This window comes from Natronospirillum sp., from assembly GCF_022565775.1.
GTDB lineage: Bacteria > Pseudomonadota > Gammaproteobacteria > Pseudomonadales > Natronospirillaceae > Natronospirillum.
The window spans coordinates 61,297-77,579 of sequence record NZ_JAIUMC010000005.1; the positions used below are offsets into that span (position 1 = coordinate 61,297).

The following is a 16,283-nucleotide window of genomic DNA, read 5'->3' on the forward strand; positions in this document are numbered from 1 at the left end:
GCAATGGACTGAACCGCACTAAAGAAAAATAAGCAACGACCGAGTAAGCTTGGGGGATGGCAGCAGTTAATTCCAGACAAGCTAAATTTTGCTATAGGTAAGGCTTCACCCTGATCGAGCTGTCATTCTGGGCATGCTGGTCGCGCTGCAGTTTCAACAGCAATCAACCGGCCGGTCAGTTGGCACGGGCCTATGAGCTGCCCATGGCACAGAACCTGCCCGCCGATGAAAACTGGACAGTGAACAACAATCCCAACCGTGACTATACCGTGCGCCTTGAATCCGAACTGGTGGCCAACAGTCAGCCCAATGGCCAAGTGCAGGTCTGCTTTCTGGGCCGCAACTGATCCCCTTGTTCTATCACGGTGCCAGGCAGATCTGCAGCCGCAGCCCTGCCGTATCCAATGGTCAACCATTGATAAGCGGGCCACCCCATGTTTGGATTGTTCAAGACCGACCCCACCAAGAAACTGCGCCGTGACTACGAGCGCAAACTGGCTGCGGCACTGGCGGCTCAGCGCAGCGGCGATATTCGCACCTATTCCGACCTCACCGCCGAAGCCGAAGCACTGTACGCCAAAATCAAGGCCGCAGAGAAAACCGGCCAGTAACTCACGCCACAGGGAGGAGCTGTATGAGCCGCCATTTCGAAACCGCGCCCGGCCTGAATGAACAGCGGGATCCCGCCACCGAAGGGTTTGTGTTCAACCAGACCATGTTGCGTATCAAGGATCCGGAGCGAACGCTGGACTTTTACACCCGGGTGCTGGGCATGACCCTGGTGCGCAAGCTCGACTTTCCGGAGATGACCTTCACCCTCTACTTCCTGGCCGCGATCGACAGCCAGGATTTGGAGCAATGGTCAGACAATGCCGACGAGCGGCTGGTGCAGACCTTCAGCCGCCCTGCTCTGCTCGAACTCACGCACAACTGGGGCACCGAAAGCGACCCGGCAGTGAACTACCACAGTGGCAACGACGAGCCCAAGGGCTTCGGCCATATCGGCTTTGCCGTGCCTAATCTGGAGGCTGCCTGCCAGCGCTTTGCCAATCTCGGCGTCAGCTTCGTGAAGCGACCCGAAGACGGCAAGATGAACGACATCGCCTTCATCCGCGACCCGGACGGCTACTGGATCGAGATCTTCGAACCGGCGCGGCTGCCCGATGGACTGCGGCAGCATCTGCAGTCAGGCTGAGCATAAGCCCTTGCAGTGCCAAGTGACGGGAGCCCCATTTTCGGGGCTTTTTATTGACATAAATATAATATGTAGATATTTTTGAATTATGTTGATCAGAAGGTGACTCCCATGACTGTACTGGCCGATACCCACCGTGCACACGCATCGCCCTCCGACTACCCAATGACCGGGTTCTCGGTTAGCCCAACACCCCAGTCATCCCGACTGCTGCAAGTAGACGTTGACGCTGCGGTTGTCGACGAGTTTCTTGCTGCCACTGTCGCCTGGCCCATGCAGGCCCTGGAGTACAAGTCCTTCCTGCGTTTTCGCGTGGCCCGGGTTCTGGACGACCTGTGTCAGGGAACACTGCGTCCATTTCTGGTGGATGCCATGGTCGATCGCAGTACCGGTGGGCTGGTGGTCAATCCGCAAGGTCTTGATCAGGTGAAGGATGCCGATGACATGGTGAAATTCGCCACGGCGGTGGCTCATCTGATCGGTCGCTCCAACCACGATGCCATGAGCGGTCAGTACTATGCCCGCTTCGTGGTGCAGAATGTCGACAATTCCGACAGCTATCTGCGCGCGCCGCATCGCGTGATGGAGTTGCACAATGACGGCACCTTTGTCGAACAGGACACCGACTATGTGCTGATGATGAAAATCGACGAACAGAACATGCGCGGTGGCAATTCGCTGTTGCTGCATCTGGATGACTGGGAAGATATGGCGCAGTATTTCAGACATCCGCTGGCGAGCCGGCCCATGCGCTGGGCGGCACCACCGAGCAAGAATGTGGGCAAGGACATCTGGCACCCCGTCTTCGATGTGGACAACGAAGGCCGCCCCATCATGTCTTACATTGACCAGTTTGTGCAGCCGAGAGATTATCAGGAAGGCAATTGGCTGGCCGATATGTCAGAATCGCTCGAATTCAGCGCCAACAAGGTGTCGCTGCCAGTGCCCACCGGGAGCTTCCTGCTCATCAACAACCATTTCTGGTTGCACGGGCGGGACAGATTCGAGCCGCACTCTGAACTGCGCCGGGAGCTGATGCGTCAGCGCGGTTATTTCACGGCAGCGCGAACCCTGCGCAATCCGCGCCAGCAATAAGGACCACAGCGTGTACGACATCATCATTATCGGCGGCGGCATCCTTGGGGTGTCGACCGCCATGCAGCTCAAGCAGACATACCCGGACCAGCGCATGCTGCTCCTGGACAAGGAGCCTGCGCTGGCCCGTCACCAGACCGGGCACAACAGCGGCGTCATTCATGCCGGCGTCTACTATGCGCCCGGCAGCCTGAAAGCCCGCTTCTGCCTGGAAGGTAACCGCGCCACCAAGGCGTTCTGTGATCAGTACAAGATTCCTTATGAGGCGTGCGGCAAGCTGCTGGTTGCCACCAATGAGCTGGAGATGCAGCGCATGCAGGCGCTTTGGGAGCGCACCGCCAGCAACGGCGTGGAGCGCCACTGGGTCAGCCAGGAGGAACTGCGCGAGCGCGAGCCGAATATCACCGGGCTTGGGGGAATTTTCGTGCCCTCCTCGGGCATTGTCGACTATGCACGGGTCACGGAAGCCATGGGCCGGGTGTTTGCCGACGCCGGTGGCGAGATCCGCCTTGACACGACCGTCACCGGATTGGAAGAGCGTGCCGATACGGTGGTCGTCAAAACCGACCAAGGCGAGTTTCAGGGTAGGCGCATGGTCAGCTGTTCCGGGCTGATGGCGGACCGGGTGGTGCGAATGCTGGGGCTTGAACCGGATTTCACCATTGTGCCGTTTCGCGGCGAGTACTATCGACTGGCACCGCAGCACAATGCCATCGTCAATCACCTGATCTACCCAATTCCCGACCCGTCCATGCCGTTTCTTGGCGTGCATCTGACACGCATGATCGATGGCTCGGTGACCGTCGGCCCCAATGCGGTGCTGGCCTGGAAGCGCGAAGGTTATCGCAAGTCGGATATTTCGCTGCGCGACAGTGCCGCCATGCTGCGCAACCCGGGCGTTCTCCGGGTATTGAAAGACAATCTGAAACCGGGACTGTGGGAACTGAAGAATTCCCTGTTCAAGCCGGGTTACCTGAAAGAGGTGCAGAAATACTGCCCCGGCCTGACGCTGTCGGACCTTCAGCCCTATCCGGCCGGTGTTCGCGCCCAGGCCGTCTCACGGGATGGCAAGCTGGTCGATGACTTTCTGTTCATGAACACGAAGCGCACGGTCAATGTGTGCAACGCCCCATCACCGGCAGCCACCTCGGCCCTGCCCATCGGGGCCCATATTGTCGAGCAGGTCAAAGCACTGGATTGAAACTGAAAATTTGCAGGGTTTCTGCGCCAAGGTTAATCTAGCGGGTAATGTTGTTTGGCGCAGCACAGGAGGTGTCTGGCCAGTGAGTTGTATCGATGCAGTACCGGCCCGCAACCGCGCCGGTGGATTCACCTTGATAGAAGTAGTGCTGGTCATCGTGATTCTGGGCATTTTGTCCGGCTTCGCGTTGCCACGCCTGCTCGACCTGCAAGGCAACGCGCAGTACAGCAATGTGCAGGCGCAGGCCACTGCCCTGCGCAGTCGCAACACTACCAATGAACTGACCTGTCGGCTCGGCCAGGATGACTGTGTCGACATTACCAGCACCGGTGACCAGGCCTGCGTGGATGGCATGAACGCGTTTCTGCCGGAACTGGACCAGAGCCTCTATTCGCTGCGCAACATCAACTCCAGCACCCCCAGAGATCAGTGGGCCGACGATCTGGAACCCGGCGAAGCACTGTTCTGGATAACCCGCTTTCTGGGCGACGACACCAGCAATCATCCTAACGAGGCCTGGTTCAATACCTGGAATGCAACACAGCCCTGCGTGCTGTCACTTGCTGACTGACCCCGCCACCAGCCGCCCTTCAACTTGCCAGAAGACTGGGGTTTGTGCCTACAATCTACTCATAAAGATTACACAAGCAGGCGATCAACCGCATGAGTGACTCCGGCAGCCTTGGTTTGGTGCTACTGGGCGGCGCGCTTCTCTGGGCTGTCATTGCATCCATTACCGCTGTTGTCCTGCAGCGCAGGGCCAGATCCGACCGCATCCAGCAGAGCCATCTTCAGGCACTGGTGGACAGCATTCCCGACCTCACCTGGATCAAGGACCGCGAAAGCCGTTTTCTGCTGGTTAACCGTCAGTTCAGCCGCGCCTTTGACCAGCCTGTGACCTGGTTTATTGGCAAGTCCGATCTGGATCTCAGTGAACGTGACCAGGCTCTGGCCTATCTCGAGGATGATCGTCAGGTGATGGCCGACCAGAGCCCGCTGATCCGCCAGGAGCACATCACCGGTGATTCGGGCTCGGTGGCCTGGGCGGAAACGATCAAGGTACCGGTCTTTTCACCGCAGGGTGACGTGGTCGGCACTGCGGGCATGGCACGTGATATCACCGAGCGCAAGAAGGCAGAAGCCCGTATCGAATACCTGGCTCACCATGATCCGCTGACCGGTCTGCTGAATCGCCGTCGACTCGAAGTGCTGGGTGAAGAACACCTGTCTGCACTGACCGATGGCGAGCAGCTGGCCTTGATCTTCATTGATCTGGACAACTTCAAATCACTGAACGACACGCTGGGACATCGCCTCGGTGACGAGGCTTTGGTCACCCTGTCAGAGCGCCTGCGAGCACTGGTGGGCCAGCAAGGCTGGGTTGCCCGCTTCGGTGGGGATGAATTTGTACTGCTTGCACCCGGTGAAGACCTGCCACTTGATGATCTGGTACAGCGCATTCCCGACACTATTGCTGTACCGTTGGAGATCAGCGGTTTCAGACTCCAGCTGACCGCGAGCGTTGGTGTCAGCGTCTTTCCGCGTGATGCAGACAATTTTGATGACCTGCTGCGCTGTGCAGACCTCGCCATGTACCAGGCCAAACGCCAGGGACCGGGTCAGGTCGGCACCTATAATGCGAGCTTCAGTCATCAGTCGCTGTTCCGGCTGTCGTTTCGCCAAACCTTGCAGGATGCTCTGGACAACGACCAGCTGTTTCTGGAGTACCAGCCCAAGATTGACCACAGTACTCAGCGCATGACCGGTCTCGAAGCGTTACTGCGCTGGCAGCACCCGGAGCGAGGCCTGATCTCACCGGTCGAGTTCATCCCGCTGGCAGAGCAGACAGGACAGATTGTAAAACTGGGCGACTGGGTCCTGGACCAGGTGCTGGCGCAGATTGCCACCTGGCGCCAATCCGGCAGCAGCCCGCCGCGAGTGGCCATCAACCTGTCAGCACTGCAGATCCACCAGCCGAGTTTTGTGGATCGGGTGGAGGCACTGCTGGCCCAGTACAACCTGCCCGGAGAGGTGCTGGAATTCGAATTGACCGAATCCACACTGATGGAGCCCAGCCCCGATATCAATCAGTGTGTCTCTGCCCTGAAAGACATGAAGGTACTGATCAGTGTGGATGATTTTGGTACTGGCTACTCCAACCTGAGTTACCTCAGTCGCTGGCCCATTGACGTGCTGAAGATAGACCGAACTTTTGTCCATCGCGTGGATGAACGGCCGGAGCAGCAACTGATCATTCGTGCCATCATCCATCTCGCCCGCTCGCTGGGCATGGCTGTGGTGGCGGAAGGCGTCGAGCGGATTGAAGAGATCGAATTCCTGAGCCGTGAATCCGTGCACATCATGCAGGGTTACTATTTCTCACCCCCCGTTCTCCCGGCTGAGGTTGAGCAGCTGTCTTACTGGAATGCAGACTGATGCAGACTCTGGCAGATCGACTGGCCTTCTTCACGCCCGCTCTGGACACCCAGGACTGGCCCGCCTTGCTGCAGCAGGCAGCGACCTGGCAACTGAGCGCCCTGGAACTCGGCGTCGGTGGCTATCCCGGCACGGCGCACGCCGATGCGCTGGCCCTGCGCAATGACCCCCAACGACGCCAGACACTGCGCGCTGATCTAGCCGCGCATGGGGTGCATCATCTGGTGCTCAGCTGCCACAGCAACCCGCTGCATCCCGATGTCCCAACGGCGCGGCAGGCTGACGACCTGCTGCAGGCCACACTGGAGCTCGCCAACGCCTGGGAGGTCGACACCATAGTGACCTTCTCCGGAGTTGGCGGCAGTGGCAGCCAGTTCAACTGGCCCATTGTCGGCTGGCCAAGCGAATACCCACGCTATCGGGAAGCGGTCTGGCAGAACGAGCTGATACCCTACTGGCAGGGGATCAACGAGCGCGCTCGGGAACAGGGGGTGCGGGTAGCCCTGGAGATGCATGGCGGCTTTCTGGTCCATTCACCCGGAACACTTCTGGAGCTGCGCCGGGCCTGTGGCCCCTGGATCGGCGCCAACCTCGACCCCAGCCACTTCTGGTGGCAGGGGCTGGACCCCCTTGCCGGCATAGAGGTTCTGGCCGAGGCGGTGTTTCATGTACATCTGAAAGACTGGCGAGCCAACCCTCAGGAGTTGGCCCTCTGGGGCTTTCTCGACCCCCGCCCAATGAGCCACACCCCTCGGGCCTGGCAGTTCGCGGTGCCTGGAAGCGGGCACGGAGACGGCTTCTGGCGCGCTTTTCTTCTGCGCTTGCAGGCGCACCACTATACCGGCCTGCTCAGCCTGGAGCACGAAGACCCGGACTTGCCGCCACTTGACGGTATTCAACAGGGCATCGACTTCATGCGCCAGTGCATGCGGTGACGAGAACAGATTCCACCGGACAGTTTCTGCCATAGCCGGTGCGGTATCTTTTAAGTCGTGAAAAAGCGGGACAACTGTCATACACTGATCACATGTAAAATAACAGCGCATGAATGCAGGATGGCATCAGAAAGCGGACATATCAGAACAGGACGTGAACATGATAGCAGCGAATCCGAGGCTGAGTCTCGCCATTCACCCGTGCTGTTCATTTGTTTGTTGCTGGCTTTCTGGCTGGCAGGGCTGGCTTATCTGGGCTGGTCTTACGCGGACAGCAATCGTCAATACCAGAGTTTCGGACAACAGCAGATTGAGCAGCGCACGCAACTGATTGCGCAAATGCAAAGTGAACTGATCAGCTCAAGGCTGGAAGCGGTCGACCAGTCTTTGCGCACACTCCGACAATACATCCTGACCATCGACAATGACATCGAGGCCCTGGAGCCCCTGCTGCGGGCCCAGGTCACGCCAGTGCCCCATATCACGGAACTGCTGTACATCGACCTGCAAGGTGACGTGGTGGCCTGGACAGTGCCGGACGAAGCGCCACCCAATGTCTTTGATCGCGACTATTTTCAGATGCACCTGCAGGGAGAAGACCGACCTTTCGTCTCCCTGCCCATGACGGCCCGAATACAAGAACAGACATCGTTCATCGCCGTCAGTCGTCCGGTACTGGATGAAGCCGGCAACATGATCGGCGTGATCGCCGCTGCGCTGGACCTGGAAAATCTGTCCTTGTCCCTGAGTGAGGTTACCGACAACCCCTATCTGCGCTCTGTGGTGATACACCCCGGGGGTGAAATTCTGCTCAGCAGTCCGTACGTCAGCACCCAGCCTGGCCAGCGGATAGACCATGTTCCGGAAGCGCAACAGAATTTCTACAGCCCAGGGCAGGTGATCATCGATTACGCACCCGAAGAGGCGCCGCGGCAGGTAGCCTTCAACCCCTTGTCCAACTGGGAGTTGATTGTACTCGCAGGAGAGGACCGCAGACCTTTGCTGAATGACTTCGCCGCCTTTGCCCGTGACCAGCAGTTACGGCATAGCCTGATCGCTCTGGTGGGCACGCTGCTGCTGATCGCCATTGGCTGGTTGCTGTATCGTCGACTGCAGGCACTGGCTCGGCTGGCCGAAGGCGAACGGGCACTGGCCGCCAGCCATCAGCGCAACAAGGCCATTGTAAGAGCCCTGCCGGACCTTCTGGTCACCGTATCTGCACAGGGCAAGGTGCTCGACTATGAGTCGGGAGAAGAAATCGGGCTGCCACTGCCGCCACACAGATTCCTGGGGCAGCATATTGTCAGAGCGCTGCCCAAGGGGCTGGCGCGCAAGGTGCAGGAGTATGTTCGGCTGACGCTCGCCACCGAACGCATGCATGCCTTTGAGCATCAACTGGCCATCGAAGGCGAAGAACGCTATTTTGAAGTGCGCAGCGCCCCGCTGGGCAACGATGCCGCATTGCTCATTATCCTCGACATCACCGCACGCAAGACAGCGCAAAAGAAGCTGCAGTGGCAGGCCACGCACGACAGTCTTACCGGCTTGCCCAACCGGGTGCTATTCTACGACCGGCTTGGCCAGGCCATCGCGTCGGCACAGAGGTACCAACAACCAGTGAGTCTGCTCTACATGGACCTCGACGGATTCAAGGCGGTCAATGACTCACTCGGCCACTCGGCCGGCGACCAGTTGCTGCAGGAAGTGGCCCACCGCCTGCAGAATACGGTGCGCGGGTCAGACACGGTGGCTCGACTGTCCGGCGACGAATTCGCTCTGGTCGCTCACCAGTGTGCTCATGAACGGGCCTGTAAGCTGGCGGACAAACTGGGGCAGGCGCTGGCCGAGGACTATCAGCTCGGGCCTCACCGGGCCAGCATTACGGTCAGTATCGGCATTGCCGTCTGCCCGCATGACGGCTCCAGCCCGGACCAGTTGGTTCGCGCCGCCGATCAGGCCATGTACAAGGTGAAGTACGAGCGTCAGGGCCGCACGACTGCCGTTTGATACTCCTGCCCTCGCCCTTGCCTGAATGGCTGTCTGCACGCTATCCTGAGACGGAATAACAAAGACGATCATCATGCCGCAGTCCCGTTTAATCTCCAGCCCACGGATGGTCAGCCGATGTTCAGCCGGGTTCACTCTGATTGAATTGATCATGGTGGTTATTCTGCTGGGTATTCTTGCTGCAGTGGCCATCCCACGACTGCCTAATGTCTCTCTGTTTCAGAATCAGTTTGATGTGCGCCAGATGGTATCCAGCCTGGCGCGATTGCGCAGCCATGCCCTGGCCACCCAGTGTTTTGTGCGCGCGGACTTCACCGGCAGCGGCCTCGAAGCCTTTGCTGAGTCGGAAGACGACTGCTCGGCTCCCCTGGCTGACAAGGTTCTGGACCGCCCCCTTGATTTCATTCGCGACACCCCGATCGACGGCCTTGAGGATGATGCCGGCAGCAGCCAGTTCCAGATTGTCTTCACACCGCGCGGCGAAGCCTGGTTCTTTGGTGCCGTGCTAGACCTCGCGGCGCCCGGTGAAGGCACTCGTCACTATACCCATACCCCCTCCGGTAGAACCATTCGCGTGGATGACACGACGGGGTATGCACGATGGGACTGAACCTGCGCACCCAGTCGGGTGTTTCTCTGATCGAGTTGATTATCGCCATTGTGGTGCTGGGCATTGCAGTGGTGGGTGTGCTCACCGCTCTGGGCCGCACCACCCTGCTGCAGGTAGATCCGCTGATCCGCGCGCAGAGTCTGGCCCTGGCCGAGTCTTTCATGGATGAGGTTACCGGCAAGCCTTTCTACAATCCAGATGCCGATCCCCGATTTGATGACGGGGCCAGCCCGCCCATTGACCCCTGCGCCGACATGCCAGAATTGAGCGACCTGTCCGGCAGCAACCGATTGGACCTGCTGAACTCGGCCTGCGCCTATAATGGCTACAACGCGGACACCCACGAGGGTGGCGTCATGGCTCCTGACGGCACGATCATTCCCGGTTTGGGTGCCTACAATGTACGGATCGAGATCGGCAACAGCGGGCTGGAGACCCCTTTCAGCAGCGCGCCAGCCAACTGCATTTTGCGCATAACAGTCACCGTCGACGATGCCACCGGCACGCCCACCCGTCTGCAGGCCTATCGGACCAGTGGCTGGGAGGAGTGCGCATGAAACAGTTTGTTTCGCGCAACGGCTTTACCCTGATCGAACTGGTGATCGTGATTGTGCTGGTGGGCATTATTGCCGCCGTGGTGTCGCCCATCATCAGCAACCAGTTCAGCGCCTACACCGACAGCAGCCGACGCGCCACCCTGGTGCAGGAAGCCCAGACCATCATGCAGCGTCTGGAGCAGGATATCTATCAGGCCGTGCCCAACTCGATTGGCGATATCGAAGACAATGCCTTTGCCCTGCTGGCTCTGAGCCGGCCCTCGTTTGATGCCGCCAGCGCTCTGCCTGCCGGTCGCTACAGTGATGACTTCAATCCGTCTCAGCCCGTGACGCCCGGCAACCCGCTTGAGGTGATGGGTTGTCTTATCGACCCCGGCGATGACCCGAACAGCGACCCCCATCATGTGGTGCTGTTTCCGGCTGACTCGGGTTCGGCTCTGGCGGCCTGGCCGCCGGGCAGCACAAACACGGGGTCGGTTTCACGGGCAATCGATGATATCGACGACCCCTGTACCGCAGGAGAACTGTCCACCATCAACCTGCCCAATCCGCATCGATTTGACCCGGGCGGCGACGGTTCTCTGTTCAACCGGCTCTATCTCACCCAGGGGCGAGTCGACTGGACCTGCGACCCTGCAGCGGCCACCCTGACCCGCAGCCAGAGTTTCGGCTCCAGCGGTGACCGGCTGGTCTCTTCGGCCCTGGACAGCTGTGCTTTCGAGTTCATACCGGGCAGCACCTATTCTGCACCCAGTCTGCTGGTCGACATCACGGTGTCGAGAGACGGTGAACGTGTGCGCCTGGCCCGGGTATTCCAGTTGGTGAATGCGCCATGAAGACAATATCGAGATACAGTAACCAGACCGCGAGACCTCCACAGCAGGGTGGTTTCGTGCTGGTGTTGGTGGTGTTTCTGATCGTGGTGCTGGCTGGAGCTGTTGTCGCCATAAGTCAATTGACCGTCGATACCTCGGCAGCGCAAAGCCAGGCCTTGCAGACCACCCGCGCGCAGCTGTTCAATCAATCGGGCCTGGAACTGCGCGCCCAGTACCTGGTCTCCGCAGCCTCACCGGATGAAGCCGAGTGTGCTCTGAACGACACAACCCATGCCGACTTCCCGGACCTGGTGCTGAACGTGACCTGCAGCGAAGACACCTACAACGGCGTTACGCTCTGGACACTGACTGCCACCAGTCAAAGCGCAGGGCGCACGCCGGAGGACACCGAGTATGTCTGGCATCGCATGACAGCCGTAGTAGAAACTCAGGAGGCACCATGACAGTAAAGTGGGCTTTACTGAGAGTCATCAGCATTTTTGCGACGTCACTGCTCGCGCTGATGCCAGTTACCACCCTTTATGCGCAACAGCAGTCAGACGTGTTTGATGTGCCCGGATCTCATACTTTTACTGTACCTGCGGGCGTGAGCCAGATCACAGTTGAAGTCTGGGGCGGCGGCGGAAAGGGTGGCAATACGCAAGGCAACAATCGCGCGGGCGGAGGTGGCGGTGCGGGAGGCTATGCCGCAGGAACAGTAGCGGTTGTGCCAGGCGACGAGTTTCAACTGGAGGTCGGCTCAGGAGGACAGGAAGGATCTCGAGATGGTGAATCCAGTGCGTTCGGGGATGACCTGCTTGTGGCACTTGGCGGAGAGGGTTTGGTCACCGAAGCTGGTGGAGCACAACCGGGCGGAACGGGCGGAGCAGGCATCGTCGACACAGCTCATGTGACCAACTCAACGATCGCGTCTGGTGATGACGGAAACGACGGCCAAACTGGCGGCGGCGGGAGTGGCGGTGCCGGTGGCGATGCACCCGACGGCATTTCTGCCGATGCCGGCACCGGTGGTTCCGGTGGCAACGATTCAGATGGTAATGACGGCAGTGCTCCCGGGGGTGGCGGTGGTGGTGGCCACAACGCTCCTGGCGGCGGTGGAGCCGCCCGTTCCGGAGGAAGTGGCGGTCACGGCCAGGTCATCATCACCTACGACGATAGCCAGACTCCGCCTGCTTGTGAGGCCGACGCAGATCAGCCATGGGCGGATATCAACTGGGAGTTCCGCAAGTGTTTCGTGATCGATCCTGATCGAGTTGAAGGCGCCCTGTCCGGTTTCCCCATGCTGGTCAGCATCGACGACAATCAGATAGCTGATGCAGCCCAGAGCAGTGGTGCAGACCTGTTCTTCACCGACAATGATGGCAACCGACTGCCTCATGAAATCGAGCGCTACGACACCGGCGAGCTGGAAGCCTGGGTCAGGGCGCCCGCCCTCTCTGCCACCGACGAAACCCTGTTCTACATCTATTATGGCAACGATACAGCGCCTGACCAGCAGGATGTGCCTGGCACCTGGGACGATAATTACCGTCTGGTGCAGCATCTTCAGGAACTTGGCAATCAAGGCACCCCGTTGCTGGATTCGACCAGTTTCGGCAATGACGGCTCGGTCACTGGCGCCAGCAACAGGCACCCGCTGTACCTGACGGACGGTGCCATCAATGGTGCTCGCGACCATCGGGGTCAGACAGCCGAAAGCGGCACTGAAAGGCCCTCACTGACCTTTCCGCACACATCCAGTCTCGATATCACCGAGACCTTGACCGCCGAGGCATGGGCCAGAGTCGAGCCCAATCAGCCGACGCCCAACCACAACCCCATCCTCTGGAAGGGTTCGCGCATCGGCTGGGGCGCCAATTACCTGTTTCGCATTGCAGTGCGCAGCAATACATCGATAACCTGGGGGGTGACCTGTGGCAACAACGAAGCCTGGTTCGATGGTGGAGCGCCAGTGCTTGATGAATGGGCGCACTACGCCATCACCTTTGATGGCACCACGACCCGCGCCTATATCAACGGTGAACAGGTGGCTACCAACACAGGCTGCTCCGGCAGCACACTGAATGCCACCAGTGAACCGGTCAAATCCGGGCATGCTCAGCAACAGGGCAATAGCGAAACCTATTTCAGAGGCGGCGTGGATGAAGTTCGCATGTCCGCCGTCGCCCGCAGCCAGCCGTGGCTGCGCACCCAGTACAACAACATCAGCGCACCGAACCAGTTCCACTTCTTCGGCCAGCAGGAAACCGCGCAGGATGAAGTGCAGACCTGCTTCTCCGACAATTTCAATCGGAGTGACCTGGGTTCTGACTGGGTGACCAGTACGTCACTGGGCAATTTCATACCGCAGATTGTCGAGGTCGCCGGCAGCGGCCGTCTGCGCATGACTGAGGCGGTCAACAATCAGGCCACGGCTGCGACCCTGCAGCGCCTGATTCCAGCCGCCGGGAATCGGGTCGAACTCGAGTTCGACTATTACGCCTACGGCGGCAGCGGTGCTGATGGTCTAACTATCGTCTTGTCGGATGCCGAGGTGACGCCGCAGCCAGGTGGCTACGGTGGCTCTCTGGGCTATGCCAACCGCTCCGGCATCAATGGCTTTGCCGGCGGCTGGCTGGGCATTGGGCTGGACGAGTTCGGCAACTTCTCCAACCCGACCGAGGGCCGCAACGGCGGACCGGGTTCAGTCACTGATGCCGTGGCGGTGCGCGGTGCCGGTCAGGGTCAAAGTGGCTATGAATACCTGGTGGGCACCAGCAGTCTAACGCCCGGCGTGGATGGCACCGGGGAGACGACGCCACACCGCTACCGGGTCACCATCAATTCGCGAACAACTGGCACCACAGTGCTGCGCATCGAGCGTGATGTGGGGGATGGCAATGGTTATCAGACCCTGATAGAAGACTTTGATGTACTCAACGACGCCAGCCCGGGCTTTTCTCAGTCTCCGGTACCGGACAATTTTCTGTTGTCACTGACCGGCTCCACTGGCGGCAGCAACAATATCCATGAATTCGGTACCTTTGAAATCTGCGCCGATGAGCTCAACCCGGTTGATCTGCAGATTAATCACTTCGAGTTCGATTTCCCGACCAGCGAAGGGCTGACCTGCGAATTCACACCCGTCGGGCTTCGAGCCTGCCTGGACGATGATTGTGCCGAACAGCTCACGCAGCCATTCAACGCGACGCTGGTTCCGGCCAGTGGCTGGGCTGACGGGAACCAGATCGAAGGGTTCACCAGCGGTGACTCGCTCAACTTCCTGCCCCCGGACGAAGGCACCTACAGCTTTGATGTCAGTGGCAGCTCCCCGCCCACCCGGCCATTGGCACAGCCAAAATGCTTTATCAATGGTGTAGAACAGGCCGACTGTGACCGACTGTTCAGCGACGCCGGCTTCCAGTTTTTCGACGCAGGCAATGCCGCTACCGGCCTGGCAGAGCTGATTGCCGGCGAAACCGGAGAACAGCTGTTTGCCCGCCCGGTAACCACCGATCCCGATACCGGTGTCTGCACCGCGGTGTTTGATCCGGCTGCCACGGTCGATGTGGAAACCGGCACCGTTTGCGACAACCCGGGCTCCTGCAGTGATGGCTACCAGGTGTCATGGATACTGGACGACGACACGGCCATCCCGCTACCCAACCCGGACAACACCATTGGTGGAGAAGACACGCGGAACGTGGCCTGGAGCGTCGATGACAATGCCACCACCGGGTTCCGGCTACTTTCGCCCGATATCGGCCTGCAGACACTGAATCTGCGCTATGTGCCGGAAGACGCAGACGGCGAGCCGGCACCACAGAACGCCATTACCGGCAGTATCCAGATTCGCAGCCGACCGGCCGAGATAAGACTGCAGGAGATACGCACTCAGGCCGGAGCCTCCAATCCGGAGGCCAGTGCTGCCACCGGGCCTGTGTTCGCCCGCGCCGGAGAGCCCTTCACCACCGAGATCATGGCCGTGGACATAGACGGCGCGATTACTCCGGGATTCAGTGCCATCGATGGCCTGTTTGATGTCTACTGGGACGACAGCACGGTTCTGATCCCGAACGGCGGCGCAGGCAGCCTGACCGCATCGGGCAGCAACAGCACTCAGGCCAGCCACTGGGAGCCCGTTGCCGGTGACCCGGGTGTTATCCGCATGACCGACACGGCGCCACCACTGCGCTTCAACGAGGTCGGCATTGTGCGCGCCCAGGCCCGGATAGAAGCCTTCCTGGGCGGTGTCGATCTGATCAGCACGGAGACCGATATCGGCCGCTTCATTCCCGCAGAATTTGAACTGCAGACTCTGAGCGGTGGGGTGGTGTCACAGAATACCGGCTCGTTCATCTACCAGGGCCAGCCCTTCGGACTCAGCCAGACCGACAGAACCGGCGTCCTGCTGACGCCGCGCGGCTGGCGGGCCGATCCGGCAGTCCCCTTCTCCGGCAGCGTCACGGAAAACTATCAGAATGACCTGGCATCGCTGGCCAGTGCCGGCAGCGGTGAAGCCAGCCTGAGTAATACCGGGGATGCCGGCGGGTTTGTGGAACCGGACGAGCCCCAGGTTATCTATGAAGCCGATGCCGACGACCCCTGGCTGACCCAGCTGTTTGTCGAGCCGAGCACGACACTGCGCATCGAAAAAATCGTGAACCCCGATGCCGACCAGGCGCCGCAGACGCTGCAACTGTCGCTGCAATTGGCGGCGTCAGCACTGCAGGATGACGACGGCGTCTGTTATGCCGATGCCGACAGTACCTGCCTGCCCTACACCCTGTCTGACCTGAACCCTCAGGGCCTGGACTTGATCTACGGTCGCCTGCGCCTGCGTCCGACTCAGGGCCCGGTCAACCGCACCCTGCGCCTGCCATTGACGCTGGAGTTTTGGGACGGCAACCAGTTCCAGACCCACACTGCAGCGCAAAGTGAGGCCAGTGATGCCACCGGTGCATTACCCGACCTGGATGCCGGCCAGTTCGAGGCACTGGATGCAGAGGGGAATGCACTCGGCGGCGTATCCGTCACACTGCCGGGCGCATTGAACGGGGGCGAGGCGGAATTGCTGGCCGATTACAGCGGCGCGACTCCGGTGCGGGCGCGCATTCGCGGGACGACCGTGCCGCTGTACCTGCAGTTTCCCTGGCCCTACGGCCTGGATGACGATCTGGGAGAGGATGACAAGGGGCAGTTCAGCGGGCCGCAGGCCACAGCCTCCTTTGGTGTCTACGAAGGCCGACCTCCGATGCTGTTCATGCTGCCGCAGGGGCGGTAGGCCCCTTCAAAGGGCGGCTGCGCCGCCGAGCGCGACTGACGTCGCTGGCCTACAGTATCGAGCCTGCTTCCAGAGGTGCGGCCGCTGGGCGGTGGTGCCCTGAGCCGCAGACCGTCTCCGCACAGGGATGTGCGGAGTCGAGCTGTCA

The 16,283-nt window shown here is 60.0% G+C and carries 14 protein-coding genes; all 14 read left to right on the top strand.

Features of this window, described 5'->3' with window-relative positions; all coding sequences use genetic code 11:
• Positions 1 to 203 precede the first annotated feature (203 nt).
• The 14 genes from LAT62_RS02630 to LAT62_RS02695 all read left to right on the top strand — a co-directional run bounded on the left by LAT62_RS02630 (position 204) and on the right by LAT62_RS02695 (position 16,135).
• Positions 204 to 347 carry a hypothetical protein gene (locus LAT62_RS02630; protein WP_293378522.1) on the top strand — a complete coding sequence of 48 codons (144 nt, stop codon included), beginning with the start codon at positions 204 to 206 and terminating at the stop codon, positions 345 to 347.
• An 87-nt stretch (positions 348 to 434) separates the two neighbouring features.
• Entirely contained in the window at positions 435 to 611 is a 177-nt protein-coding gene (locus tag LAT62_RS02635; protein WP_293378525.1) for a DUF6435 family protein, read from the top strand.
• Positions 612 to 634: 23 nt separating this feature from the next.
• The gene (gene gloA, locus LAT62_RS02640) at positions 635 to 1,195 is read left to right on the top strand and encodes a lactoylglutathione lyase (RefSeq protein WP_293378528.1); all 561 of its coding nucleotides are present in this window, start codon (positions 635 to 637) and stop codon (positions 1,193 to 1,195) included.
• Positions 1,196 to 1,306: 111 nt separating this feature from the next.
• Positions 1,307 to 2,290 (top strand): glutarate dioxygenase GlaH, encoded by a 984-nt coding sequence (gene glaH, locus LAT62_RS02645; protein WP_293378531.1) that lies wholly within the window; start codon positions 1,307 to 1,309, stop codon positions 2,288 to 2,290.
• 10 nt (positions 2,291 to 2,300) lie between these two features.
• Positions 2,301 to 3,491, top strand: coding sequence for an L-2-hydroxyglutarate oxidase (gene lhgO / locus LAT62_RS02650; RefSeq protein WP_293378534.1), 1,191 nt, complete (start codon positions 2,301 to 2,303; stop codon positions 3,489 to 3,491).
• An 82-nt stretch (positions 3,492 to 3,573) separates the two neighbouring features.
• Positions 3,574 to 4,062 carry a type II secretion system protein gene (locus LAT62_RS02655; protein ID WP_293378536.1) on the top strand — a complete coding sequence of 163 codons (489 nt, stop codon included), beginning with the start codon at positions 3,574 to 3,576 and terminating at the stop codon, positions 4,060 to 4,062.
• Positions 4,063 to 4,154: 92 nt separating this feature from the next.
• A complete protein-coding gene (locus LAT62_RS02660; protein ID WP_293378539.1) occupies positions 4,155 to 5,927 on the top strand; it encodes a bifunctional diguanylate cyclase/phosphodiesterase in 1,773 nt (590 codons plus the stop codon).
• A complete protein-coding gene (locus tag LAT62_RS02665) occupies positions 5,927 to 6,862 on the top strand; it encodes a sugar phosphate isomerase/epimerase (protein WP_293378542.1) in 936 nt (311 codons plus the stop codon). The genes LAT62_RS02660 and LAT62_RS02665 overlap by 1 nt, the downstream gene beginning before the upstream one ends.
• Positions 6,863 to 6,982: 120 nt before the next feature.
• Positions 6,983 to 8,869, top strand: coding sequence for a diguanylate cyclase (locus LAT62_RS02670; RefSeq protein ID WP_293378546.1), 1,887 nt, complete (start codon positions 6,983 to 6,985; stop codon positions 8,867 to 8,869).
• A gap of 73 nt (positions 8,870 to 8,942) precedes the next feature.
• Entirely contained in the window at positions 8,943 to 9,479 is a 537-nt protein-coding gene (locus LAT62_RS02675) for a type II secretion system protein (RefSeq protein ID WP_293378549.1), read from the top strand.
• Positions 9,470 to 10,036 carry a prepilin-type N-terminal cleavage/methylation domain-containing protein gene (locus LAT62_RS02680; protein WP_293378552.1) on the top strand — a complete coding sequence of 189 codons (567 nt, stop codon included), beginning with the start codon at positions 9,470 to 9,472 and terminating at the stop codon, positions 10,034 to 10,036. The genes LAT62_RS02675 and LAT62_RS02680 overlap by 10 nt, the downstream gene beginning before the upstream one ends.
• A complete protein-coding gene (locus LAT62_RS02685; protein WP_293378555.1) occupies positions 10,033 to 10,872 on the top strand; it encodes a prepilin-type N-terminal cleavage/methylation domain-containing protein in 840 nt (279 codons plus the stop codon). Before LAT62_RS02680 ends, LAT62_RS02685 begins: the two co-directional genes overlap by 4 nt.
• Entirely contained in the window at positions 10,869 to 11,315 is a 447-nt protein-coding gene (locus LAT62_RS02690; protein WP_293378558.1) for a hypothetical protein, read from the top strand. The genes LAT62_RS02685 and LAT62_RS02690 overlap by 4 nt, the downstream gene beginning before the upstream one ends.
• Complete coding sequence (locus tag LAT62_RS02695) at positions 11,312 to 16,135, top strand: DUF2341 domain-containing protein (protein WP_293378561.1); 4,824 nt, start codon at positions 11,312 to 11,314, stop codon at positions 16,133 to 16,135. Before LAT62_RS02690 ends, LAT62_RS02695 begins: the two co-directional genes overlap by 4 nt.
• Positions 16,136 to 16,283: the final 148 nt, after the last annotated feature.

Excerpts from the sequence above, each read along its gene's own strand:
- LAT62_RS02630 (WP_293378522.1), top strand. The coding sequence starts at position 204 with ATGGCACAGAACCTGCCCGCCGATGAAAACTGGACAGTGAACAACAAT.
- LAT62_RS02635 (WP_293378525.1), top strand. The coding sequence starts at position 435 with ATGTTTGGATTGTTCAAGACCGACCCCACCAAGAAACTGCGCCGTGAC.
- gloA (WP_293378528.1), top strand. The coding sequence starts at position 635 with ATGAGCCGCCATTTCGAAACCGCGCCCGGCCTGAATGAACAGCGGGAT.
- glaH (WP_293378531.1), top strand. The coding sequence starts at position 1,307 with ATGACTGTACTGGCCGATACCCACCGTGCACACGCATCGCCCTCCGAC.
- LAT62_RS02660 (WP_293378539.1), top strand. The coding sequence starts at position 4,155 with ATGAGTGACTCCGGCAGCCTTGGTTTGGTGCTACTGGGCGGCGCGCTT.
- LAT62_RS02665 (WP_293378542.1), top strand. The coding sequence starts at position 5,927 with ATGCAGACTCTGGCAGATCGACTGGCCTTCTTCACGCCCGCTCTGGAC.
- LAT62_RS02670 (WP_293378546.1), top strand. The coding sequence starts at position 6,983 with ATGGCATCAGAAAGCGGACATATCAGAACAGGACGTGAACATGATAGC.
- LAT62_RS02675 (WP_293378549.1), top strand. The coding sequence starts at position 8,943 with ATGCCGCAGTCCCGTTTAATCTCCAGCCCACGGATGGTCAGCCGATGT.
- LAT62_RS02680 (WP_293378552.1), top strand. The coding sequence starts at position 9,470 with ATGGGACTGAACCTGCGCACCCAGTCGGGTGTTTCTCTGATCGAGTTG.
- LAT62_RS02685 (WP_293378555.1), top strand. The coding sequence starts at position 10,033 with ATGAAACAGTTTGTTTCGCGCAACGGCTTTACCCTGATCGAACTGGTG.
- LAT62_RS02690 (WP_293378558.1), top strand. The coding sequence starts at position 10,869 with ATGAAGACAATATCGAGATACAGTAACCAGACCGCGAGACCTCCACAG.
- LAT62_RS02695 (WP_293378561.1), top strand. The coding sequence starts at position 11,312 with ATGACAGTAAAGTGGGCTTTACTGAGAGTCATCAGCATTTTTGCGACG.